This is a genomic window from Pseudomonas sp. F01002 (genome assembly GCF_004402115.1).
GTDB lineage: Bacteria > Pseudomonadota > Gammaproteobacteria > Pseudomonadales > Pseudomonadaceae > Aquipseudomonas > Aquipseudomonas frigoris.
In genome coordinates, this window is sequence record NZ_SOPU01000018.1 from 606,272 (window position 1) to 629,556 (window position 23,285).

19 protein-coding genes are annotated in these 23,285 nt (G+C 60.4%); 7 read left to right on the forward strand and 12 right to left on the reverse strand.

The annotated features are described in order from the left end of the window. Positions 1 to 10: 10 nt before the first annotated feature. The 4 genes from E3W21_RS16680 to E3W21_RS16695 are packed head-to-tail and all read left to right on the forward strand — an operon-like array spanning position 11 to position 3,682. Positions 11 to 886: a metal ABC transporter substrate-binding protein gene (locus E3W21_RS16680; protein ID WP_134421044.1), complete on the forward strand. Its 876-nt coding sequence runs from the start codon at positions 11 to 13 to the stop codon at positions 884 to 886. Further along, on the forward strand, positions 883 to 1,443 hold the full coding sequence (locus E3W21_RS16685) for a DapH/DapD/GlmU-related protein (protein WP_134421046.1): 561 nt from the start codon (positions 883 to 885) through the stop codon (positions 1,441 to 1,443). The genes E3W21_RS16680 and E3W21_RS16685 overlap by 4 nt, the downstream gene beginning before the upstream one ends. A gap of 2 nt (positions 1,444 to 1,445) precedes the next feature. Then, a complete protein-coding gene (locus tag E3W21_RS16690) occupies positions 1,446 to 2,783 on the forward strand; it encodes a dihydroorotase (protein WP_134421048.1) in 1,338 nt (445 codons plus the stop codon). Positions 2,784 to 2,800: 17 nt separating this feature from the next. Beyond that, complete coding sequence (locus E3W21_RS16695) at positions 2,801 to 3,682, forward strand: His/Gly/Thr/Pro-type tRNA ligase C-terminal domain-containing protein (RefSeq protein ID WP_134421050.1); 882 nt, start codon at positions 2,801 to 2,803, stop codon at positions 3,680 to 3,682. 23 nt (positions 3,683 to 3,705) lie between these two features. On the opposite strand, the gene E3W21_RS16700 is transcribed toward E3W21_RS16695, so the two are convergent. Continuing rightward, positions 3,706 to 4,227, reverse strand: coding sequence for a DUF3617 domain-containing protein (locus E3W21_RS16700; protein ID WP_129439830.1), 522 nt, complete (start codon positions 4,225 to 4,227; stop codon positions 3,706 to 3,708). Positions 4,228 to 4,359: 132 nt separating this feature from the next. On the opposite strand from E3W21_RS16700, the gene cls reads away from it, so the two are divergent. Continuing rightward, the gene (gene cls, locus E3W21_RS16705; protein ID WP_134421052.1) at positions 4,360 to 5,799 is read left to right on the forward strand and encodes a cardiolipin synthase; all 1,440 of its coding nucleotides are present in this window, start codon (positions 4,360 to 4,362) and stop codon (positions 5,797 to 5,799) included. Here cls and cfaB read toward each other — a convergent pair. From cfaB to hflK (E3W21_RS16730), 5 genes are all read right to left on the reverse strand, one after another. Continuing rightward, entirely contained in the window at positions 5,796 to 6,980 is a 1,185-nt protein-coding gene (cfaB, locus tag E3W21_RS16710; protein WP_129439826.1) for a C17 cyclopropane fatty acid synthase CfaB, read from the reverse strand. The two genes, cls and cfaB, sit on opposite strands and share 4 nt — an antisense overlap. A gap of 226 nt (positions 6,981 to 7,206) precedes the next feature. After that, positions 7,207 to 9,117, reverse strand: a complete 1,911-nt coding sequence (locus tag E3W21_RS16715) for a cation-translocating P-type ATPase (RefSeq protein WP_134421054.1) — start codon at positions 9,115 to 9,117, stop codon at positions 7,207 to 7,209. Next, on the reverse strand, positions 9,114 to 10,172 hold the full coding sequence (gene hflK / locus E3W21_RS16720; protein ID WP_129439823.1) for a protease modulator HflK: 1,059 nt from the start codon (positions 10,170 to 10,172) through the stop codon (positions 9,114 to 9,116). The genes E3W21_RS16715 and hflK (E3W21_RS16720) overlap by 4 nt, the downstream gene beginning before the upstream one ends. After that, positions 10,169 to 11,203, reverse strand: a complete 1,035-nt coding sequence (hflC, locus tag E3W21_RS16725) for a protease modulator HflC (RefSeq protein WP_134421056.1) — start codon at positions 11,201 to 11,203, stop codon at positions 10,169 to 10,171. The genes hflK (E3W21_RS16720) and hflC overlap by 4 nt, the downstream gene beginning before the upstream one ends. Further along, the gene (hflK, locus tag E3W21_RS16730) at positions 11,200 to 13,158 is read right to left on the reverse strand and encodes a protease modulator HflK (protein WP_134421251.1); all 1,959 of its coding nucleotides are present in this window, start codon (positions 13,156 to 13,158) and stop codon (positions 11,200 to 11,202) included. The genes hflC and hflK (E3W21_RS16730) overlap by 4 nt, the downstream gene beginning before the upstream one ends. 217 nt (positions 13,159 to 13,375) lie before the next feature. Here hflK (E3W21_RS16730) and lpdA point away from each other — a divergent pair, with 217 nt between their 5' ends. Then, positions 13,376 to 14,776, forward strand: coding sequence for a dihydrolipoyl dehydrogenase (gene lpdA, locus E3W21_RS16735; RefSeq protein WP_134421058.1), 1,401 nt, complete (start codon positions 13,376 to 13,378; stop codon positions 14,774 to 14,776). Between the two features lie 127 nt (positions 14,777 to 14,903). Here the strand turns inward: lpdA and E3W21_RS16740 are convergent, their stop codons facing one another. Then, entirely contained in the window at positions 14,904 to 15,377 is a 474-nt protein-coding gene (locus tag E3W21_RS16740; RefSeq protein WP_046053936.1) for an Lrp/AsnC family transcriptional regulator, read from the reverse strand. A 145-nt stretch (positions 15,378 to 15,522) separates the two neighbouring features. Here E3W21_RS16740 and E3W21_RS16745 point away from each other — a divergent pair, with 145 nt between their 5' ends. Continuing rightward, positions 15,523 to 16,152 carry a LysE family translocator gene (locus E3W21_RS16745; RefSeq protein ID WP_134421060.1) on the forward strand — a complete coding sequence of 210 codons (630 nt, stop codon included), beginning with the start codon at positions 15,523 to 15,525 and terminating at the stop codon, positions 16,150 to 16,152. On the opposite strand, the gene E3W21_RS16750 is transcribed toward E3W21_RS16745, so the two are convergent. From E3W21_RS16750 to E3W21_RS16770, 5 genes are all read right to left on the reverse strand, one after another. Beyond that, complete coding sequence (locus E3W21_RS16750) at positions 16,153 to 18,273, reverse strand: hypothetical protein (protein WP_134421062.1); 2,121 nt, start codon at positions 18,271 to 18,273, stop codon at positions 16,153 to 16,155. Further along, on the reverse strand, positions 18,260 to 19,453 hold the full coding sequence (locus E3W21_RS16755; protein WP_134421064.1) for a DUF3142 domain-containing protein: 1,194 nt from the start codon (positions 19,451 to 19,453) through the stop codon (positions 18,260 to 18,262). Before E3W21_RS16755 ends, E3W21_RS16750 begins: the two co-directional genes overlap by 14 nt. A gap of 50 nt (positions 19,454 to 19,503) precedes the next feature. Beyond that, positions 19,504 to 21,534, reverse strand: coding sequence for a pyridoxamine 5'-phosphate oxidase family protein (locus tag E3W21_RS16760; RefSeq protein ID WP_134421066.1), 2,031 nt, complete (start codon positions 21,532 to 21,534; stop codon positions 19,504 to 19,506). 63 nt (positions 21,535 to 21,597) lie between these two features. Beyond that, positions 21,598 to 22,224 (reverse strand): glutathione S-transferase family protein, encoded by a 627-nt coding sequence (locus E3W21_RS16765; protein ID WP_134421068.1) that lies wholly within the window; start codon positions 22,222 to 22,224, stop codon positions 21,598 to 21,600. Between the two features lie 130 nt (positions 22,225 to 22,354). Further along, on the reverse strand, positions 22,355 to 23,257 hold the full coding sequence (locus E3W21_RS16770) for a LysR family transcriptional regulator (protein ID WP_134421070.1): 903 nt from the start codon (positions 23,255 to 23,257) through the stop codon (positions 22,355 to 22,357). Positions 23,258 to 23,285 lie beyond the last annotated feature (28 nt).

Consider the following 23,285-nt stretch of genomic DNA (forward strand, 5'->3'; position numbering starts at 1 on the left):
GTGTTACCCGATGCGCGTTTTACTCGTGCTGTTCAGTTTGATGCTGTCGATGTCGCTGTCTGCTGCGGAAAAACTTCAGGTAGTCACCAGTTTCAGCATCCTCGCCGACATGACCCACCAAGTCGGCGGCGACCATATTCAAATCACCAACATGGTCGGCGCGGATGCCGATGCTCACACGTACGAGCCGACGCCGGACGACGCCAAGGCGTTGCTCAAAGCCAAACTCATCATCAAAAACGGCTTGGGTTTCGAGCCATGGCTGGACCGTCTGGTGACCAGCACCGAGACCAAAGCGCCAGTGATTAGTGCGAGCCACGGCGTCATCCCGCGCTCCCTGGATGAAGATGGCGAGACGATTCCCGACCCGCACGCTTGGCACAATCTGGCGAACGCTGAGCTGTACGTCAGCAACATCACCAAGGCACTGATCGCCGCCGACCCGGTTAACAAAGTCGACTACGAACGCAACAGTCAGGTCTACCTGAAACAGATCTACGCGCTGCTCGCCGAAGCCAAGACCAAACTCGGTTCACTGCCCCCGGGCAATCGTAAAATCGTGACGTCCCATGATGCGTTCGGTTATCTCGGTCAGGCTTACGGCATCGACTTCATGGCCCCTCAAGGCCTGTCCACTGAGCGCGAACCGTCATCCGCCGAAGTCGCTGCACTGATCACCCAGATACGCCAGGCCAAGGTCAAAGCGGTGTTCATGGAAAACATCAAGGATGCACGTCTGCTCAAGCAGATTGCCGATGAAAGCGGCGCGCACATCGGTGGCACGTTGTACTCCGATGCGCTCGCGGCTACCGGCCCGGCCAGCACCTTCGTCGGGTTGTTCGAGTACAACCTCAACACCCTCTACAACGCGTTGAGCAAGCCATGATCCGCAAGAATCCTTCGGGTGATTTGCCTCTGATTGCCGAGTCAGCGTACGTGGATAAAACCGCCATCATCTGCGGCAAAGTGGTGATCGGCGAGAACGTCTTCGTCGGTCCTTACGCGGTGATTCGTGCCGACGAAGTGGATGCCTCAGGCAAGATGGAGCCGATCACCATCGGCGCCAACTCGAACATCCAAGATGGCGTGGTGATCCACTCCAAGTCCGGGGCGGCGGTGACCATCGGCGAGTTCAGTTCGATCGCCCACCGCTCGATCGTTCATGGTCCGTGCAAGGTTGGCGACCGGGTGTTTATCGGCTTCAACAGCGTGCTGTTCAACTGCGTAGTCGGTGACGGTTGTGTGGTGCGGCACAACTCGGTGGTCGATGGTCGCGACCTGCCCGAAGACTTCTACGTGCCCTCCACCACTCGTATCGGCCCGAAGACAGATCTGTCGCAGTTCCCGCCGGTGAGCGTCAGCGCCTCGGAGTTTTCCGAGGACGTGGCGCGTACCAACGTCGACCTGGTGCGTGGCTACAATGCCCTGCAGAACGAGTTCTGACCATGAGCAGCGTGCTGATTCGCAATGCCCGGCTGGTGAACGAAGGTCGGGAGTTTGACGGTGATCTGTTGGTGAGCAACGGGCGAATCGTGAAGATCGCCAGCAGCATCCACGGTGAAAATGCCGACGTGGAAATCGATGCACAAGGGCAATGGCTGCTGCCCGGAATGATCGACGACCAAGTGCACTTCCGCGATCCAGGCTCGCCAGACAAAGGCAGCGTCTACACCGAATCGCGGGCTGCGGTGGCCGGTGGCATCACCAGCTTCATGGACATGCCCAACACCAATCCGGCGACCCTGACCCTCAGTGCACTGGCCGACAAAAAGCGCCGAGCGGCGATTAACTCCGTCGCCAATTACGGTTTTCATTTCGGCGTGAGCAACGACAATCTCGATACCGTCGCCAGGCTCAACCCCTGTGAAGTCGCCGGCGTCAAAGTGTTCATGGGCGCTTCGACCGGCAACATGCTGGTCGATGACCCACAGCTTCTGGAGCGGCTATTCGCCGAGGTGCCGACCATTTTATTGGCCCACTGCGAACACACGCCCAGCATCGACGCCAATGCCGCGAACCTGCGTGACTTGTTCGGCGAACACCTTCCAGCTGCGACCCACCCGCTGATCCGCAACGCCGAGGCGTGCTTTCGCTCCTCTTCGATGGCCGTAGAGCTGGCCAGGCGTCACGGCACCCGACTGCATGTTCTGCACCTGACCACCGCCCGCGAACTGGCGTTGTTCGAAGACAAGCCGCTGGCCCAGAAACGCATCACCGCCGAAGTCTGCCTGCACCACTTGCTGTTCGATGATCGGGATTACCCGAGCCTCGGCAACCTGATCAAGTGCAACCCGGCGATCAAAACCCAGGCCGACCGCGATGCCTTGCGCGAAGCATTGCTGAGCCATCGGCTCGACGTGATCGGCAGCGATCACGCGCCTCACACCTGGGCTGAAAAACAGCGGCCGTATAGTCAGGCGCCTTCCGGTTTGCCATTGGTGCAACACGCCCTACCCGCGTTGCTGGAACTGGTCGCGGATGAAGTGTTGCCGATCACGACACTCGTGGCCAAGACCAGTCACCGGGTCGCCGATCTGTTCGCCATTCCAGACCGCGGTTATCTGCGCGAAGGCTATTGGGCCGACCTCGTTCTGGTCAAACCCGAACCCGGCGGCGTCGCCGTTTCCCGGCAGCCGATTCTGTCTCAATGCGGCTGGACGCCTTTTGCCCGGCAGCGTTTTCGCCACAGCGTCAGCACCACGATCGTGTCGGGGCAAATTGCCTGGCACGACAAACGTCTTAATGACAACTGTCAGGGTTTACCACTACGTTTTATGCGCTAGCACTCGAGAGCACCGACATGATTCACATCACCCTGAGCGATGGTTCATTGCGTGAATACGACCAGCCACTGTCGGTGTACGAGCTCGCCGCGAGTATCGGACCCGGGCTGGCAAAAGCGGCGGTGGCCGGCCGAGTGGACGGCATCTTGGTGGACTGTGAGTTCATGATCGAGGCCGATGCCCGGGTCAGCATCGTCACGCCTCAAGAGCCCGATGGGCTGGAGATCCTGCGACGCTCCTGTGCACTGATGCTGGCCATGGCCCTTAAACAACTTCATCCACAGGTGCAACTGCACGCAGGAACGGCGCTGGGCGACGGGTTCTTTCATGAGTTTTCTGTCGAGCGATCCTTAACGCCCGCAGACCTGCCACTGATCGAAGCCCGCATGCAGGCTCTGGCGGCGACCAATCACTCGATTCGCCGTCAAGGAAAGACGCCGCTGTACCGCCTGGGGAACGTCGAATCTACGACCGCTGGCCCGCATGTCCCCGCGACCAGAGTGCTGCAAGCGTTCACCCTCGACCACATCAGCAGTACGTTGCCGCAACGGATATACGGTACGTGCTGGTCCTGCCAACAGGAGCTTGATAACTGGCGGACACCGCCACACGTCATGATCGTCAGCATGGACCAACGTCAGGCGGATTACGCGCAGTCGGTAACCGAGGCATTGCGTCGAAGCGGCGTGCGCGCCCGTGCGGATCTGCGTCACGAGAAAGTCCGCCAAAAGATTCGCGAGCACAGTCAGCACGTGCCGTATCTGGTGGTGATCGGGGAGAAAGAAAAAGCAGGCGGGTTTGTCAGTGTGCGCAGCCGCACAGGGGAAGACTTCGGGAGGATGGGTGTTGATATGGTGTGTGAGTGGTTGAATCAGGCCCGCTCCCACATAGTCATGTAGGGCGCGGGCCTGCTGACGGACTTTTAAGCTCTTGGCTTGACGGTCCCGCAATCCTGCCCCAACCACACGGCGCGGCTATCGAGGCTGCCCTTCTGCTGAATGCCGGTGGCGTTGAACGTGCCATTAACCTTGGTGGTGAACTCACGATCATTGAGGAAAGTGGCGACACCGGTGCCCTGCGCTTTCGGACAGCTGAAGCGGAATTTCCACTGATTCCCGCTGCGATCAGTGATTTCCTGCTTGCAGCCCGATTGTGGATCGGTCAGCGGAATGTCGTCGCTCTTCACCTGTTCCGGCGTCAGGCAAGCCCGAATCCCCTTGCCACCCATGGTGATGCCCTGCTTCTCCAGCTGCGCACGCTGTGCCGGGGTCATCTGGCCCTGCAACTGGCCAAGGATCAGCTGCAAATCCGGGAGATTCTGGTCATCGACCTTCATGTTGCTTGTGGTCAATTCCCACAAGCCGGGCTGCAGCATCTGCGCCTGAGCGGCCACAGGAAGTGACAAACCAATAGCCATGGCCAAACCCAGCAGACGAACGTTCATCGAGTAACTCCTGATCAGTTGTGGCCGTTAGACGTCAGCCAGTGGCTTCGGTTCATGGGCCAATTAAATAGCGACATTCTGCACGGAACATGGTCTGTTAAGCATTGAATCTTCAGGAGCAAGGCTGCCCCCATGGATTACTTTGGACCGCCTATTTTCGGCTACATGATTGCACTGCTTCACACGTTGGGCCTGATTGCTGCCATCCACGCCGTGCTCACCGTCCGGACCGCCCAGGGATCGATCGCCTGGGCCCTGTCGTTGCTGTTTATTCCCTACCTCACGCTCATCCCCTATCTAGTCTTCGGCCGCAGTACCTTCGATGGCTACATCAAGGCTCGGCGCCAGGCCAACGAAGAAATGCGCAAGGCTATCTCCGAGCTCAACTGGCGCCCTTGGGTAGAAGAGGCGCTGACCGCTCGCGCCTCAAATGCTTACGCGTCCTTGAGGGCCATGCCGAAACTGGGGCGCATGCCGTGCCTGGCGAATAACGAAGTGCATTTGCTGATCGATGGCCAGGCCACCTTCAACGCCATTTTTGACGCCATCAGCAACGCGAAGGAAGCAGTGTTGATTCAGTTTTTCATCATCCACGACGATCGCCTCGGTCAACGCCTGCAAACCTTGCTACTGCAGAAAGCCGCCGAAGGCGTGGCGGTTTATTTGTTGTACGACCGCATCGGCAGCCACTCCCTGCCTCACAGTTACGTGCAGCCGTTGCGCGATGCCGGCGTCGAGGTCAAAGCCTTTGCGTCCCGTAGCGGCTGGCTCAACCGCTTCCAGATCAACTTCCGCAACCACCGCAAGATTGTGGTGGTTGATGGAGTACTGGGCTTCGTCGGTGGACACAACGTCGGCGATGAATACATGGGCGAGAAACCACCCCTGGCGCCGTGGCGCGATACCCATGTGCAAGTACGCGGGCCAGTGGTGGCCTGCATGCAAGAGTCTTTCGCCGAAGACTGGTTCTGGGCAGCGCGGTCGTTACCCCCGCTGATCCTGCCGGACGTTTACCCGGACGACGGCGTGCTCTGCCAATTGCTCGCCAGCGGTCCGGCGGATTCCTACGAAACCTGTTCGTTATTCTTCGTCGAAGCCATCCATGCCGCCACCGAGCGGGTGTGGATCACCAGCCCTTATTTCATCCCCGACGAAGCCGTATTCGCTGCATTAAGACTGGCGGTTCTACGAGGCGTGGATGTGCGGCTGCTGCTGCCCTCGCAACCGGATCACCGAATCGTCTACGCCGCCTCCAGCCTATATGCCTTCGAAGCCGTGCGCGCCGGCGTGCGGGTGTTTCGCTACGAGCCCGGATTCCTGCATCAGAAAGTGGTGTTGATCGACAGCGAAATCAGCGCCATTGGCAGTGCCAATCTGGACAACCGCTCGTTCCGGCTGAATTTTGAAGTGATGTTGTTGACGGTCGACGGCGCGTTTGCCGCCGAAGTAGAACAGATGCTCAATGATGACTTCGCCCTGGCGCACGAGATCGCCAAAGAAGAAAGCCGGGAGACCCGCCGCCTGCAACAGGTCGGCATGCGGATCGCCCGGCTTATTTCACCGATTCTTTAAGGTGTATAGATATCGTCGCGAGTCCATGGCAGTTCATGGCTGCCATCGGGGTGGGCTTTCACCGCGAGAATCTGGTGCAGATTGATCCAGCCCTTGGCGAACGCGTAAGCGCATCCCGCCAGGTACAACCGCCAGATCCGTAAAGCCTGCTCTGGCACCAGCCGGGAAGCCGCTTCCAGATTGTCTTCCAGGCGCTCGCTCCAGTGGTCCAGGGTACGCGCGTAGTGCAGGCGCAGACTCTCGACGTCGACGATCTCCAGCCCTGCTTCACTGATCTCGGCAGAGATCATCGACAGATGCGGCAGCTCGCCATTGGGGAACACATACTTCTCGATGAATTCGCCAACACCGCGCCCCACCGGACGGCCATCGATGTGCTTGGCGGTGATCCCGTGGTTCATCACCAGGCCGCCCTCTTTCACCGCACCGAACAAGGTCTTACAGTACTCGGCCAAATTGGCGTGGCCTACGTGTTCGAACATGCCGACACTGACCACTTTGTCGAAACGACCGTCCTGAGGCAGGTCGCGGTAGTCGAGCAGTTGCAGTTCGACCAGATCGTCCAGGCCTTCGGCAGTCACCCGTTCACGGGCAAGTGCCAGTTGCTCTTTACTGAGTGTGATTCCGAACACCTTCGCGCCAAACTCCCGAGCCGCATACCGTGCCAGTCCGCCCCAACCGCAACCGACATCCAGCAAGTATTCCCCTGGTTGCAGCCGTAGCTTGCGGCACAGGTGGCGGAATTTGGCTTGTTGGGCTTGCTCCAGGGTTTCACTGCCGGTCTCGAAATAGGCGCAGGAATACGCCATGTCACTGTCGAGCCACAGCTGATAAAACGCATTGGAAAGGTCGTAGTGGTAGGAAATCGCCTTGGCGTCGGTCTCCTTGTCGTGAGCGGTGCGCACTGGCTGACTATCCTGGTCTCCAAGCAACGCCTGGCTCCATTCATCACAGACGCGAATCACCTCACTGATGGAACCTTCCAGCTCAAGTTTGCCTTCGACAAACGCCGCTCCGAGCGCGTCCAGGCTTGGATGAGTGAACTGGGTAACCATTTGTGGGTCCTTGACCACAATCGTGACGCTGGGCGTCGGCCCCAGGTTGAATTCATGGCCGTCCCAGAGTCGCAGGCGTAGCGGTATCTGCAGATTCTGTAAGGCCGGAGGAAGGTGCGCGAGCATGGATAGTCCCTCTTTGTTTCAGACGTCTGATGTGAGGGTAGACCATCCTTGAAAAATAGCTGGCTATCGAATTAATGCCCTTTTCTATGATTCGTAACGCTCGAACCCACCGTCACGAATTCACAAAAGTGATTGCCCTCACCTAGATGACTACGAATTCGTCGTACAGTTCTGAAAACTTGAAATCGACCGTGATCGCGCTGATTAGAGCATTCACCAAGCGTGCTCAATCCTCATCCTTAAGCTTGAGCAAGGGTTCCTGAAAACGCAGTAAACGCCCGGCGTTCCCCAACACCAGCAAGGTGCTGAAGTTGTGCAACAGTGCGGCAATCATCGCGCCCGCAGCACCGAGCCAGCCGAAGGCGGCGAAGGCTACAATCGCCAGCGTCCAGCCCAGACCGATGATCACGTTAACCTGCAACGTCTGCCGACATTGGCGACTCAAGCGCACACATGTGCCGAGTCGACGCAGGTCGCTGCCAATCAGGACGATGTCGGCCGAAGCCAGCGCGATGTCCGCCCCGCCCGCGCCCATCGCCACGCCGACTACACCGGCTTTGAGCGCCAGCGAATCGTTGATCCCATCTCCCACGACCATCGGCCGGAAGCCGCTGCCGATTTCTTTCAACACGCGATTGAGTTTGTCCTCGGGCAACGCTTGCGCTTCAACGTCGCTGATCCCGACATCTCGCGCCAATGTGTGCGCGACGCTTTGCCGATCACCTGTCAGCAGTAACTGCCTTCCCAACCCCAATTCACGCAGCTCGCTCAAAGCGAATCGAGCCTCGGGTTTGACGCTGTCGGCCAGCAACAGCCAGGCGAGGAATTCACCGTTGAGCGCCAGCCCGGCAATCGGGCCATCGTGGTCGGGAACACTTGAAGTGGCGATGCCCAATTGCGCGAACAGCTCCGGACGACCGAGCGCCGCCTCGCCCTGCTCCGTCATCGCCACCACGCCCAGCCCCTGGCGCTCGTGGATGTCGGAGAGCAGCAGAAAATGTTCCTGGGTGACCAACCCGGCGAGCGCGCGGCTGACCGGATGACTGCTGGCAGAACCGAGGCTGGCAGCGAGTTTTAGTACGTGGCTACGATCCTCGATTGGGCTGTCGATGGATTGCAAACGCAAGGTGCCGAAGGTCAGGGTTCCGGTCTTGTCGACCACCAGTGAAGTCAGGTCTGCCAACTCTTCGAGGAACGCGGAGCTGCGAATCAGAATCCCGTGCCGAGCCGCCACCGCCACCCCGGCAATCGCAGTGGCCGGTGCCGACAACACCAGCGCACAAGGACAGGCCGCCACCAACACCGCGAGCATTGCCTGAGCATCGTTAGTGACGAACCAGGTCACGGCGGCCAGCAGCAACACCAGCACCATGTAGCTGCCGGCGTAGCGTTCCAGCAAACGCGTGATCGGGGGTTTGGAACGCTCGGCACTTTGCATCAGCGCGATGACTTTGCCGAGGGTCGACTCATTGCCGGTGCGAGTCACTTCGATGCGCAGCAGACCGTCGAGGTTGATCGCGCCGCCGAAGACTTGCATGCCGACGCCCGCCTCCATCGGCACCGATTCACCAGTAATCGAAGCGGTGTCCAGGCTCGCCTGACCGGACAACACCCGACCATCCGCCGGCACCCGATCACCCGCGCGCACCTCGACGAGGTCGCCGGCCTTGAGTGTGCCGTTATCGACTTCGACGATGGAGCCATCGGCCTGAACTTTGCGCGCGTGGCTGCGCGTCAGTTTGCCGAGGGCGCGAATCGCTTCCTGGGAACCGATCACGCTGCGCTCTTCCAGCACGTGGCCGAAGATCATGATGATTGGCAGCAACGCCGCAGTCAGCAGATCACCCGTGGCCCACGCCCCGAGCATGGCCAGGGCGATCAATTGATCAGTGATCCCGTGCAGGCTCGGATAACGCAGGCTGTACCAGGCTGAACGCATCACGGGCACGGCCACCAATAACGAAGCAAAGCCCAGCAGCAACTGACTGACGCCCGTCTGCTCCGGCGACAACCAGCGCCAGGTTAGGCCGAGCGCGAGCAGGCCCAATGCGAGCATGGCCAAGGTCAATTGGCGGGCAGCGCTGCGTTGTTCAGCCGAGGACAACATGCTCGGTGCGGCGGCAGTTTGGGTGGTCATTGTGCAGCTCCCTGAATGATCAGGCGGGAATCGTCTTTCGGATTGACCGTGGTTACCGAACCGGCTTGACCGAGAATCTTCGGCATCCGCTCGCGGTAGATGCGCAGCAGCATTTGCGGGTCGGTCCCTTGTTGTTGCGCCTTGGCCAGGCTCAATACCGTGGCCGTGTCCGCCGAGGCTTTGGCCAGCCGTTCGCTCCCTTGGGCGTGAGCGACTTGCAGCGTGCGATCGGCTTGTTCGTTGGCGGTCTGAGTCAGTTTCTCGGCTTCAGTACGAGCATTGGCCACGGCTTTATCGGCTTGCTGACTGGCGGTCAGAACCGCGTTGAAAGCGTTGACCGCTGGGCCAGGCAGACTCGATTGCACGTCGACCCGCGTCACTTCAATGCCTAACCCCAGCCCGGTCGCGGTCAAGTCAGCCAGGCGCTGATTGATGGCTTGCACCAGATCACCGCGCAGGCGTTCGCGGCGTTCGGCAGCCTGACTATCGGCGCCGATCAGCTCCGGTCGAGCGACCAGAATAGTGTCCAGATCTCGTGCCGCCGTGAGCGCCACGGCGCTGCGGGTGACGAGTCGATCGAGTGCCGGCAACACATGTTCGTCTTGAAGGACGAAGGCATACGGCTCGGTGACTTTGTAGAAAACACGCACATCCAGTTGCACCACGCCCGCGTCACCGGTGAGCAAATAACCGGAGCCGGCGAGTGCATCGCTGATCGGTGTAGCGAAACTCGCGACTCGGTCTGCCTGCAACGCAGCATCTGTGCGCAGCAGGTTTTCCACCCGACGCTCAATCACCCGATCTGCCGCGGGCAACAAAATCACCTGCTCAAACGGGCGGGGCCAAGCCAACAGCAGGCCAGCATTCTGGATGCGATCCAGCGCGCCGAAGTGCAAAACCACCGCGCGATTTTGCGGATCGATCTGCCGTACATTGGAGAACGCCCAAGCCAAAGCAGCCAGCACTGTCACGGCGTAAAGGGCCAAAAAAGCCAAGCGCCCCGCTTGAATCCAGGGACTGCTTAACTCATTTGTTCCACGTGGAACTAATTTCATGGCTGCGACCCGGACTTGTTATCAAGGGTCGGCGGACCGTCAACCAACACCCGAAACGGCGCGGCATCGGTGCGCAGAATCAGTTTTGTCCCGGGCGTGACGATCGTGCCTAGTGTGTCGAGGGAGCGCAGCAGGTTGTACAGCTGTGGCGACCCGGCGTAGGCGCGACCGTAAATCTGCGCGGCTTCGACGCGCGATTGAGCTTCGATATCGGCAGCTTTCACCGTCGCATCGGCCTGCACGATGCGCGCATCACGCTCGGCAGCGGAACGGATTTGCGCCGCTTCGCGCTTACCGATTGCCGTGCGTTCGGTGGCGATTGTTTCACGCTCGGCACGCATGCGATCGACCGTAGCGGTGAGGGTTACCGACGGCAGGGTCAGTCGCTCGATGCCGACTTGCAGCACCCGCACGCCATAAGTGGTGAGCAGCTGCTGATCGATTTGCTGACGCAGTTGCGCTTCAAAATCAGCGATGTGTACTTTGTTGGCGTCGGTGTTCACCAGGTTAGCCAGATCAAAACTGCTGGCCGTGGTTTCCAGAGCCGAACCCACAAACGTACGAATCTGCCGCGCTGCTTCGTCCGGCTGATTCTGTACGGCGCGCATGAAACGTTGCACGTTGTCCGGATCACCCTGAACCTGCCAGGCCACGTAAGCCTGAACGATGATGCGCAAACCGTCCCGCGTACCCACATCCTGTAAACCACTCGAGGTCGTGCGCAGTCGCAGATCGACAGGAATCGCCGCTTCAAAAGGAGCAGGCCAACGCCAGCCAAGACCTGGTTCCAGCAATACCCGTGACGGATTGCCGAAACGCGCGATCACCGTGGCCTCCCCCGAACGCACCTGCACCAGGCTCGCTGCCGCGATGGCGAACGCTACCAGTAACGCTGCCCAGCCCATTCGCCGCCATGGGAACGGGCCAGCTTCTTGCGGATCACCGTGGTGGTGATGTCCGTGGTGATGCCCGCCATGGCCGTGATCGTGGCCAGTGTGGTCATCGTGATCGTGAGTGTGTGACTGGCTCAATTGGCAGCTCCTGGCTGAGCGGTTTTACGCGCCGGCGCAGGGTCAGCCGGCAGCGTGAATGTACGAAGGTCGATGGTCGGCGCGTTAGTGCTGCCGCCCAGACGATGATCGAGCACCAGCAACCTGGCATTGGCCAAGCCCTGGGACAGTTGGCTGAAGTACTGCTCCAGCACGAAGGCCTGGCCGGCGCTGGCGTAGGCCTTCTGCTCGGCGCCGAATCTCAGATCTGCCGCTTGGGCGGTGGCGTTGATTTCACGAGCGCTGGCCGTCGCTTGATCGCGAGCGATGCTGGCCTGCAATTGCGCCTGGTTGGTGGCCTCCGCCGCCGCACCGCGCTCGCGGGAAATCAATGCCTGGGCGCCAATCTGCGCTGCCTGAACGCCGTGATAGGCATTGGCGGCACCGGCCGGCGGATGAATCGCCTCGACCACGGTGGCGAGAATTTCCACGCCGCTGTCGAGTTTCTGCAAGTCGGCCTGTACCGCGCGACCAATCTCTTCGGCGAGCCCTACCCTGTCTTCACCGAGCAAACCGTCGAGGGTTCGCGAGGCGAAATCGTGGACAAGAATCCGGCTGGCGGTGCTGCGGATCAGCGTCGGGACGTCGGCGCTGTTATAGGTCGCGGCCAATGCCGCTTGATCACTCAGGCCGATGCGGTAGACGAAACGCACGTCCATGTTGACGATCTGGAAGCTCTGCTTGTCGGCTCTACTGCTGGCAATGACTTGGGATTTGTCGTTCACATGGCTGGCGTCCCACAAGCGATTGGCAATCGCGGGCGCCGGGCCTTCGGCGGGTTCGGCCATGACCGGCGCCGGTGTGTCGCCAACACTGGTGGCCAACTCGTGAACCACACCGTTCTCGACGCTCAACACTCGGCCCAGAGGCCAGGGCAAACCCGCGTGCAAACCGGGACCGAACACCTCCACCGGTTTGCCGAATCGCTCGTAGATGCCCCGCCCTTGCATTGGGATTTCGTGAATGCCGGTCAGTGACCAACCCACAATCGAGACCACGGCCAGCACCGGCAAAAATGCCCGACGCATGTAGGTAAAGGCCCAGATCTGTCGCAGGTCGATGCCGAAGCGGTTGTGCAATTCGTGCTGCAACGCCAACAAGGGTTGCGGCGGCCAGCGCAGCATGTCGGCGACGAAGCTGCGCGCCAGCAAGGCAGGTTCGAGTTGTTCACGCTGCGGACTGAACAATGACAGCAGGGCGCGCAACAGCAGCTCAGCGGCGACCAACCCTGGCAGCAAACCAATCAGCACCGCCAGACGCACCGGCCAGACTGAGGTTTCGCTGCCGAACAGCAGGCACAAAGCACTGAGCACCAGACCAATGATCACCACCCGTGTCAGTTGCGCCAACGACGCTGCTTCGGGCCATTGCGCGACGTTTTCCTGCGCCAGTTGACGCTCCAGCACCAACAAACCGAAAGCCAGCAACAAGGACAGCGCCGCACCGACACTGGCTGACACTCCCAGTGCGGTCGGCGGCAGTGCAAGGTTCCAGACTTGTTCGATGCTCAACAACGTCACCAGCGACCAACCCGCGAGCCACAGCGTCGGGGCGCCGATCTGCACCAGCATTCGCAGCCATCGCTGGCTGAGCCGATCCAGCAGCCGCTCGTACCAGCCCACCGGGGCAACGACTTCGTCAGCAACGACGACCTGCACGACCGGGTTCAACGCCCGCGCGCGCCACCGCGTCACCCACCAGGCCGATTGCAAACCGGCGACCAGCACCAGCAAACCGGCGCTCTGATTGACCAGCAACGCGGGCCAGAGCGACTGCGGCGCAAACAGCCCGACAAAAAACGCCAGCAACCAACCTGCCGCCGCAAGAGCGCCCAGACCAATTGCGAACTGACGCAATCGTCGCCCTTGAAAAACCGCCTGCTGGAAACGCGGCAGCCCGGCTACTTGCGTCCCATCGACATCGAGATCGACTTGCATACCACCCCAGTGTTTATCGTTGCTCATATCGCAATACGTTACGGTATAACGAAAGCCGTGAAATTTCCGTTCTTAAATGCTCTATCTAAAAACGCTCAACCTGTCGCTTGGCTGAAGCCTTGACCGAAATGCTGCGGAATGCTCATATTACGTTCGTAATTTTACCCAAGGACTACGTTTACCCATTCCGATCCCCGTTCACTCCAGGAGTACAACCATGAGCATCTATGACGTCGTGATTCTGGGCGGAGGCCCCGGTGGTTATAACGCAGCGATCCGCGCCGGTCAGTTGGGCCTGCGAGCGGTTTGCGTAGAAGGACGCGCCACCCTCGGCGGCACCTGCCTGAACGTCGGTTGCATGCCATCAAAAGCGCTGCTGCACGCCTCCGAACTCTACGACGCCGCCATGGGCGCAGAATTCGCCAACCTGGGGATTGAAGTCAAACCCACACTCAACCTCGCGCAGATGATGAAGCAAAAGGATGAAAGCGTTGCCGGGTTGACCAAGGGCATCGAGTTTCTGTTTCGCAAAAACAAAGTCCATTGGGTCAAGGGCTGGGGTCACATCGACGGGCCCGGCAAAGTGACGGTGACCGACAGCCAGGGCGGCAAGACCGAACTGAACACCAAGAACATCATCATCGCCACCGGCTCAGAGCCCACTCCCCTGCCCGGTGTGGACATCGACAACAAACGCATCCTCGATTCGACGGGCGCACTGTCACTGACTGAAGTGCCGAAACATCTAGTGGTGATCGGCGCCGGGGTGATCGGCCTGGAGCTGGGTTCGGTGTGGCGGCGTTTGGGCGCTCAGGTGACGGTGATCGAGTTTCTCGACCGGATCTGCCCCGGTGTGGATGGTGAAGCCGGCAAAACCCTGCAACGGTCGTTGAGTAAACAGGGCCTCAACTTCAAATTGAGTTCCAAAGTCACCAGCGCCACAACATCAGCGACCGGCGTTCAGCTCAGCGTCGAGCCCGCGGCTGGCGGCACCGCCGAACTGCTTGAAGCGGATTACGTGTTGGTATCCATCGGACGCCGGCCCTACACCCAAGGCCTGGGGCTGGAAAACGTCGGCCTCGCCACGGACAAGCGCGGCATGCTCGCCAACAAGGGCCATCGCACCGAAGCCGCTGGCATTTTGGTCATCGGCGACGTCACGTCCGGGCCGATGCTCGCCCACAAGGCCGAAGACGAGGCCATGGCCTGCATCGAGCAGATTATCGGCAAGGCTGCCGAGGTCAACTACGACCTGATCCCCAACGTGATCTACACCAAGCCGGAACTGGCCAGCGTCGGCAAGACCGAAGAGCAGCTCAAGGCCGAAGGTCGCGCCTACAAGGTCGGCAAGTTTCCCTTCACCGCCAACAGCCGGGCAAAGATCAATCACGAAACCGAAGGCTTCGCCAAAGTGCTGGCCGATGAGCGCACCGACGAGATTCTCGGCGTGCACCTTGTGGGTCCAAGCGTCAGTGAAATGATTGGCGAATATTGCGTGGCCATGGAGTTCAGCGCCTCCGCCGAGGACATTGCCCTGACCTGTCATCCACACCCGACCCGCTCCGAGGCCTTGCGTCAGGCGGCGATGAATGTGGAGGGGATGGCGACTCAGATGTAAGCCTGGAGGTTGGCGGTGGCGGGTCTATCGCCTTCGCGAGCAGGCTCGCTCCCACATTGGTTTTGTGAACGCCACAGATCAAATGTGGGAGCGAGCTTGGTCTGGGCGGCATTCCGACGATTGGGTCTCAGGCCGGTAAATGCCCCAACGGCAACGCCCCCGGGGTCTTCACCGTATGAATCGCAAAGTTACTGCGGATGTCACTTACACCCGGCAATTTCAGCAACCGCCCCGTGAGAAAACGGTCATAGGCACGCAGGTCCGGCACCACTACTTGCAGCAGAAAATCCGATTCCCCTGACACCAGAAAGGCCGAAATCACTTCGGGTAACGCCGTCACGGCCAAGCGAAAGGCTTCGGCCTGTTCATCGTTATGCCGCTCGACCTTGACCCCGACAAACACCGTCAGCCCAAGCCCTACTTCGTCGCGATCCAGATTGGCCTGGTAACCGCGTATCACCCCGGCTTCTTCGAGCATCCGTACCCGGCGCAAACAAGGCGAGGCGGACAGGCCGATCTCGTCAGCCAGTTGCACATTGCTCAGGCGACCGTCCCGTTGCAGGGCGGCGAGAATCTTGCGGTCATAGGCGTCGAGTTTCATGGCTTGGCAGATCCTGATGGTTTACCTGCAATGGAGTGGCAGGTTATGCCAACTCGAAGCAGTTTAGAAGCGAACTACGCAACCACCTGCCCTGCCCTTCAGCCCTAGACTGGCCGTACCGAATCGACAACGAATGGGGTGCAACGTGGCAGGACTCTGGGTGTTTTTCATGGCGCTGGCGGTGGTCTATCTGTTGCCGGGCCCGGACATGATCCTGTTGTTGCAAACCGGTGCCCGTCAGGGCAAAGGCGCGGCGCTGGCGACTGCGGTGGGTCTGGGTGTGGCCCGGGGATGCCATGTAGCGTTGGCAGCGTTGGGGTTGGCGGCACTGTTCAAAGCTGCGCCCTGGGCCTTCGACGTGGTACGCCTGGCCGGGGCCGCCTATCTACTGTGGATCGGCATTCAATGCCTGCGAACCACAATGCTGCCGAGTTTGAACGGAGCAGACGCCACCGCCGAAAAACCTCGCTGGCGTGCAGCGATCCAGCGCGGTTTGCTGACCAACCTGCTCAACCCCAAAGCGTTGCTGTTCTGCTCGGTGCTGCTGCCGCAGTTCATCGATCCACACGCCGGGCCGGTGCTCACGCAATTCGCGACACTGGGCGTAGTGTTAGTTGGCGTTGGGTTGTTGTTCGACAGCGCTTACGCACTGACCGGCGCAGCGCTGGGCCGTTGGCTGCAACGCAGTCCTTCGGCCCAACGCCTGCAGCAGTGGCTGTTCGGCAGCCTGTTGATCGGCTTCGCCGTTCGGCTGACCTTTGTGCAACAGGCATGATTACGCCAGCGCCTTGCGCTTGCGGCGATTGATCAGCACCAGCGCTACCGCTGTAAACACAACAACGCCGCCCGCTTGCAGCCATTTTTTGTAAGGTCGCAAGGCCGAGCGAACAGGGTCCAATGCCTGGGTTACGTAACGTTTGTCAGCGTTCGGGAAATCAGGATAAGGACATTGGCGACCGAAGTTCACCATCCAAAACACGTACGGTCCTTCTTTGACATAGCGTTGGTAGAAGGCGCTTTCTTCTTCAAGGCTGCTGTTCCACCCCGCCGCCGCACACAGCACTGCCGCAAAGGCTGCACTGGTATGCGGCAAATTGTCCGCTGCGCGACTGGCTAATGCGGTGGCGACAAAACGGTAGTGGTAGCGCTGATAGGGTTGGGCTGCGCTTGCCTGCTGACGTTTGACTTCACCTTCAGCCACTAATGAACCGACCTTGAGTTCGCTGCTTTCGAGGCTGTAGTTGCCTCCAAAGGTCGCGTAATCCGGGGACATCTCGTAGCCCAACAACTCCATTCCGTCGAAACGGGCCAGTGTCGCGGCATGGTAGTAAGCGAATGCCCGTTTGGTCGGCCACCATTTTGATTCGGCGTCGTGGCGCAACCGCCCATACTCCTTGGCCTTGGCCTGCAACTCGACGTTGTCGAAGTACGCCGGCGCTTCGTCATACCGCTCTTCGCGCAGCAAGCGCCGCCCGAGCAAATTGCGCAGTTTCGCCGCCACCGGTAACTGCACATAGTTATCGCGATCCTCCTGAGTCAGAGGGGGCGGTGCCGGCACTTGAGTGTCGACGTATTGCTTGAGCTCATCGACGGTCAACACCCGCTCGGCGACCGTGGCGGCGTCGAACCAGTAGACATCTTTACTGCGATAAAGCTGATCGAACGCTTGCAGATAGTCTCCGCGTTGCAACGCCAGGATCGCGCTTTCACCCTCGACCCGGCACTTGGGTTGAAGCGTTTCGAAGTCCCAATCCGGCGTCCTCCACTCCCCCCACGACTCATTCTGCGGGAAGGCCTGGGCAGCCTTGGCATACGCTGCGGCAGCCGCGTTTTTATCGCCATCGCGCACGGCCAGTTTGGCCAGCAGCCACCACGCCAGTCCGCCATCACCGGCGTGTTCGAGGAACGCCTTGGCACTGGCGTAATCACCCTGTTGATAATTCACCGCTGCCAGGCGATCAGCGTTATCGAGGCTACCACGGGTGCTGTTTTGCAGCAGTTTGATCAGTTTCAATTCGTTCGGCGGTTGATCACCGAATGACCAGCCCAATCGACTGATCAAGGACGCCGTGACCAGTTGCTGCACCGGTTTGCCCTTGAGCAACACGGCGAGTTGATCGTCAGGCACCGCCGCGAGGTCGGCCACCAACAGTTTCAGCGAGGTGTAGCCCACCGCCGAACCCTGAAGGTTTTGCGTGGCGTAGAGTTCGATGGCGCTGTTCCAGTCGCCGGCCGTGCGGGCCACGCGGGCCTCCTCTCCGAGGCTGGCGACACCCAGTTCCAGAGGGTCATTGAAGCCGTCGATGCTCAGCTGGCGAGTCTGCTCGAAAGCCTTTCGAGACTGAGCCAACAAGTCAGGGCCAGCGCCCGCTTCGGAGCTCATGGCAAACAGCGCCCGACCCAGCGAGTAAGCCGCCCAGGTGCTGCGCAACGCCCGTTGATCCGCTGGCAATGCCAGCAATTTTTGGAAGTACTCGGCGGCCAGTCCATGATCACCGGCATTGAATGCCACCGCGCCGGCCAGATAGAGCTTGAGCTCAGCCGGCAGGCTCGCGCCCTGACTCTCGACCTGATGCACATCGGTCAGGCTGCGTAACTGTTTCACCAGCGTTTGCTGCTCAGCCGTCAAACCGGATTGTTCAGCCTTATCCCGCTGTTCTGCGTAGTCGGGCGCATCCATGCCATAGGCGGTTTCGGTGACGTTCTTCAGCCCGGCGACCGCATGCCCGAGGCGACTGATTTCAAATCTGAAGTTGCCTTCCGGCAGCTCCGCCAGCGACTGGCCGCGGTTGTCCAGCAGACGCATCGGGAAATCCGGCCCACAGGCCAGCGCCGAACCCAGCGGCAGGCTGAGGCTCAGGCAAAGAAGATGGCGGGGCCAGTTACGGGTAAACATTCGAACCTCCTTGATCAATATGTGCGCAACGAGCCCAACCCACGGCGCGCTGCCCGCCGGCCGGTATTCGACCGTCGCGCAGGCGGGTGAAGGTAAGCAGATCCGGACGCTGTTGCAATACATAACCGGCCAGCGCATCGGCACCGTCACAGCCCTGCACCACAAGTGTCAGGCGTTCGGGCCAGGCGCTGTCGAGGTTGCCCTGATTGCTGAGGCTGATGTCATAGAGGTCGTTCTGCGCCGATAGTTTCAGCGCCAGTCGACTGTCGAGTGCATCGCCACGCGCCACGGCGCCCAAGGTCGTCAGACTCCAGGCACGGCGGTCGCTGGCCAGCGGCAGACGAAACCAGATCAGACCCGCCAGATGCGCCGGTGGATCGTTGCGCAACTCGCTCCCGAGTCGGCTCAATTGCTGCGGATCGGCGAGCAATTCCCGGCGTTTGCCGCCCTGTTCGATCGGCACTTCGCTTTCCACTACCGGCGCACCGCCGCCCGGCAACAACGCCACACCGTAGGCCGGCAGCGCCAGATAGAAAGGTTTGGAAGTGATGCGACTCCAGGCCTTGGTCCATTGACGGGCCTGATCCGGGTCAAACAAGCCAAGACGCGGATCGCTCACCGCGTGCACCTGCAACACGCTGCTGTCGACTGTGGATAACAATGCCGACAATTCGGGACTGTCGAGCCAGGCGGGCAATGCTGTGATGCTCAGCGCAATAGAGGCCGGCAGAACTGCGCGCAGGTGCGTAAGAAATTCGCGGTAGGTCGGTAGCCGAGCATTACCGGCATCGTGGTCGATTTCCACACCGGAGAGATTCAGCCCCTGCCCTTGCCAATCGCCGAGCACCTGCTGGATCTGCGCGGTGACTGCATCCCGATCCAGCGACTTGAGTTGTCCATCGAGACGAATCACCGCGATCAGCGGCCGACCATCACGCTTGAGCAGCGCCGGATCAATCCGCGCCCGGCTCCAACCCGCCTCGGGGAATGCCTGCAAGGCCAGCACCCGCAGGGTGGAAAAGTCAGCGCGACTGTCCCTCAGCGCCGCTTCGTGGGCCGGTGTCCATTGCCGTTGCCAGACGTAGAGTTGCTGATCGAGCGCTGGCGCGTCCTGTCGTTCGCAACCGTTGAGCAACGCCACCGCGACAATCAACGCTGACAGACGAGCGAAAAAATACATACCGAATCTGATCCCTTATCGCAGCGGCTAGAAGCTGCGTTCGGCAGATGCTACAGGTCGAGGACCAAAGGCTGCGACCCCTGCGCCGGAATCGCACAACAAATCAGCACTTGTCCGTCATCCGGCACTTCCGCCGGCGGCTGTGGATAATTCACCTGGCCGCTGATCAGCCGGGTCTTGCAGGTCCCGCAGGAACCGCCGCGGCAACTGAATTCCGGGCGCAATCCACGGCTTTCCGCCAACTCCAGCAAACTGCCCCCGTCGGGTTGCCAGCGGGCCTCTTTAGCCGAGCGCTGAAACACCACCGGCACCGAAGTCGTAGCAGCGGGCGGTTGCTCAATGACCACTGCATCGGGGTCCGGCACCCGGCGCAAGGTCGAGGGGCCGAACGTTTCGGCGTGAATCCTTGCATCACGGATGTCCAGTTCTCGCAGGCCGTCGTACAGCCCTTGGGTAAAACTGCCCGGACCACAGAGGACAAAATCCAGCTGATCGTAGTCCTCCACTTCAACGAGGGTCTTGAGCAGCGCGGTGTCGATCCGCCCCGTCAGGTCGAAGTCCTCACCCTCCAAGGCCCCGGCTTCGGGCTGACTCACCAGACGCAGCACTCTGACCGCGTCGCCCGCGCCATCTAGCAAGCGATCCAGCTCAGGACGAAACGCTTGATCGGCCAACGTGCGCGAACTCTGGAAAAACCAGGTCGGCCGAATGCGGCGGGTGCGCAGGCCTTGATAAACCACTTCGCGCAGCATCGACAGCAGCGGCGTGATGCCGACACCGGCAGCCAGCAGCACCAGTGGCCGACGTTCATTAGGTGCCACGGTGAAATGCCCCTGAGGCGCACGGGCCTCCAACAGATCACCGACGCGCACCTGTTCATGCAAGTGCGAAGACACCAAGCCTTCACGCTTCACGCTGATGCGGAAAAAATCATCGGACGGCGCGCTCGACAGGCTGTAAGTACGGATATGCACCTCGCCGGCAATGTTAAAGCGCAGGGGCAAATGCTGCCCGGCCTGAAACACTGGCAACCCCGCGCCATCGGCTGGCTCCAGATAAATCGAGCGGATGTTGTGGCTTTCCTCTTTGATGCGCACCACCCGCAGCGGTCGCCAACGATCCCCCAAGGCTTGGGCTTGCAGTCGAGCGTTGGCCTGCTCCCACGTGCCGGTCAGCAAACTGGTCGGTGACACGCCGTCGAAGCGCCACCGCAGAGCAAGCGCGGCGGGCCTACGCACGACGCTTTCCACCTCGACCGTCCACAAGCGCTCGGCCCCTTGAAACGCCTCGACCTGTGGGCCTTCAAGAATGACTTCGGTGCGACCGCTGAGGTGCAGCAAGTCTCCCGAATTGAAATCGATAAACAGCAAACCGGCCCGGGGATTGAGCAGCAGGTTGCCCAAGGTATTGAAGTGCAGGTTGCCGGCGAAATCCGGAATGGTCAGGCGATTACCTTCCACCTGTACGAAACCGACCTGGCCACCGCGGTGAGAAACATCCACCGAACGCTCACCATCGACGTCCACATAACTGGCGACAAAAAATGTATCGGCTCCACTGATCATGGCCCTGGCGGTGTCATCCAGCCCATCGAAGTGCTGCGCGATGCGGGTCGACGGATCCGCCAGCGGTACCGAGCGAAACTGCCGCAACTGAATGTATTGCGGGCAGTTGCCGAAGGACTGTTCCACCGTCACACCGAAGCCGTTGGCCGTCATTGCGCCGACGCGACCATTGATGCGGTTGCGACGCCGGGTGTGCAGTTCGATGCCCAACAGACCGATCGCTGCGCCATCCGTTAACTGCGCGGGATCATCGGCACCCGGCAGGCTGTTGAATTGCAACACACCGGGCTCGGGCGAGTGAGCGAAGCCCGGCGGCCCTTCAATAATACTGGCCCATGGGTTGCCATCGACATCCACCGCGCCGTACAGCATGAACGGCAGTTGCTGATAGAACGTGCGGTGCTGGTCCGGCATTTCTGTGCGAATCACCCTACGACCAAACGCCTCCATTCGCTCAGCAACACCTACGTGTGTCTGCAACTGTTTCTCGCCAGCGTGCCACGGTGAACGGTCCATAACGGCGTCTCCCCTGCGCCATGGGCGCAGTGTGAACGGCCCGACAATGCCGGGCTGCAAGCATCAGACAGTTTTTTGCAGGCCGGCGACGGTGCGCGGCATGCCGACAAAACCCGGCAAGGCTTCGATGCGCGCCAGCCAGGCTCGCACGTTGGCGTAGTCCTCAAGCGACACATTGCCTTCAGGGGCATGGGCGATGTAGCTGTAGACCGCGACGTCGGCGATGGTGGGTTCGCTGCCTGCCAGATAAGCCGTATTTGCCAGTTCCTGATCGATCAATTTGAGCCAGACGTGGGAATAAGCGATCACCTCTTCAGCGTTGTAAGGTGCGCCAAACACAGTGATCAGCCTTGCCCTACCCGGACCAAAGGCAATCGGCCCGGCCGCCACTGACAACCAACGCTGAACCTTAGCCGCACCGACCGGGTCGGCTGGCAGCCAGCGGCCGTTGCCGTACTTTTGCGCCAGATAAACCAGGATCGCGTTGGAATCGGCCAGCACCACGCCTTGATCATCAATGGCCGGAACCTGCCCGAACGGGTTAACCGCCAGGAACTCCGGCTGTTTCTGCGCGCCCTTGGCCAGATCGACAAAGATCAACTCGGTCGGCAGTTTCAACAGGGACAGCATCAGCTCCACACGGTGAGCATGGCCGGAACGCGGGAAGTTGTAGAGTTTGATCGCTTGCATGGTCGACTCCGCTGGGTGGTGGCGCCGTTCAGGTGAGATCAGCGCCGATGGGAGCTATCTTCCACCCGCAACCAAAACAACAGAATAACCAGCAAACGCAATCGATTGTTTCATGTGGCGCAATAAACCGTCAGCCCTGCAAGGCCGGGTGTTCCCGTAGCGCTTTGACCGTAAAGTCCACAAAACTGCGGATTCGCGCCGGGGCATTGCGCCCACCTTGGTACACCACATGGATCGGCAATGCCGGCAGTTCGAAGTCCGCCAATACGATTTCCAGCTCACCGGTCGCCACTTTACTCGCTACTTGATAAGACAGGACCCGGGTGAATCCCAGACCCAGGCACGCGGCGGTAATAGCCGCTTGATTCGCCGTCACCACCAATCGCGGTTCAGGTCGAACACTCAGCGGCTCCCCAGCTTCGAGGAATGGCCAGCTTCTCAACTGACCGATAGCGGACGTCGCAATAACCGGCGCCCCAGCCAGGTCTTGAGGATGTAAAGGCCTGCCATGGGCCGACAGGAATTGCGGAGAACCGCAGATCACCCGCCGCACTTCACCGACGCGAATCGCGTGCTGATTGCTGTCGGGCAACTCACCGATACGCACGGCGACATCAATTCCCTCCTCGACCATGCTGACCACTCGATCGACCAGCAAGCCATTGATGCCGACCTCAGGAAATTGCGTCAGATAATTCACCATCACTGGCGTGACAAACAGCTCACCAAACAACACCGGTGCGGTGATTGTCAGTTGCCCACGCGGTTGAGCGTGACTACCCGCCGCCGAATCCTCAGCTTCCTGCACCTCGGCGAGAATCCTCCGACAGTCTTCCAGGTAACGCTGACCCGCCTCGCTCAAATGCACGCTGCGGGTGGTGCGCGTCAGCAGCAACGTGCCGATGCGTTTCTCCAGCGCCGCCACCGCGCGAGTCACGCTCGCTGCCGACAGGCCCAGACGCCGCGCCGCCGCCGAGAAGCCTTGATCTTGGGCGACGGCAGCGAAGACCTGCATTTCCTGGAATCGGTCCATGGGCGTGTCCTCAATTCAGATAAAAAAA

Coding starts and splice junctions, on each gene's coding strand:
- E3W21_RS16680 (WP_134421044.1), top strand. CDS start 11: ATGCGCGTTTTACTCGTGCTGTTCAGTTTGATGCTGTCGATGTCGCTG.
- E3W21_RS16685 (WP_134421046.1), top strand. CDS start 883: ATGATCCGCAAGAATCCTTCGGGTGATTTGCCTCTGATTGCCGAGTCA.
- E3W21_RS16690 (WP_134421048.1), top strand. CDS start 1,446: ATGAGCAGCGTGCTGATTCGCAATGCCCGGCTGGTGAACGAAGGTCGG.
- E3W21_RS16695 (WP_134421050.1), top strand. CDS start 2,801: ATGATTCACATCACCCTGAGCGATGGTTCATTGCGTGAATACGACCAG.
- E3W21_RS16700 (WP_129439830.1), bottom strand. CDS start 4,227: ATGAACGTTCGTCTGCTGGGTTTGGCCATGGCTATTGGTTTGTCACTT.
- cls (WP_134421052.1), top strand. CDS start 4,360: ATGGATTACTTTGGACCGCCTATTTTCGGCTACATGATTGCACTGCTT.
- cfaB (WP_129439826.1), bottom strand. CDS start 6,980: ATGCTCGCGCACCTTCCTCCGGCCTTACAGAATCTGCAGATACCGCTA.
- E3W21_RS16715 (WP_134421054.1), bottom strand. CDS start 9,117: ATGACCACCCAAACTGCCGCCGCACCGAGCATGTTGTCCTCGGCTGAA.
- hflK (WP_129439823.1), bottom strand. CDS start 10,172: ATGAAATTAGTTCCACGTGGAACAAATGAGTTAAGCAGTCCCTGGATT.
- hflK (WP_134421251.1), bottom strand. CDS start 13,158: ATGCAAGTCGATCTCGATGTCGATGGGACGCAAGTAGCCGGGCTGCCG.
- lpdA (WP_134421058.1), top strand. CDS start 13,376: ATGAGCATCTATGACGTCGTGATTCTGGGCGGAGGCCCCGGTGGTTAT.
- E3W21_RS16740 (WP_046053936.1), bottom strand. CDS start 15,377: ATGAAACTCGACGCCTATGACCGCAAGATTCTCGCCGCCCTGCAACGG.
- E3W21_RS16750 (WP_134421062.1), bottom strand. CDS start 18,273: ATGTTTACCCGTAACTGGCCCCGCCATCTTCTTTGCCTGAGCCTCAGC.
- E3W21_RS16755 (WP_134421064.1), bottom strand. CDS start 19,453: ATGTATTTTTTCGCTCGTCTGTCAGCGTTGATTGTCGCGGTGGCGTTG.
- E3W21_RS16760 (WP_134421066.1), bottom strand. CDS start 21,534: ATGGACCGTTCACCGTGGCACGCTGGCGAGAAACAGTTGCAGACACAC.
- E3W21_RS16765 (WP_134421068.1), bottom strand. CDS start 22,224: ATGCAAGCGATCAAACTCTACAACTTCCCGCGTTCCGGCCATGCTCAC.
- E3W21_RS16770 (WP_134421070.1), bottom strand. CDS start 23,257: ATGGACCGATTCCAGGAAATGCAGGTCTTCGCTGCCGTCGCCCAAGAT.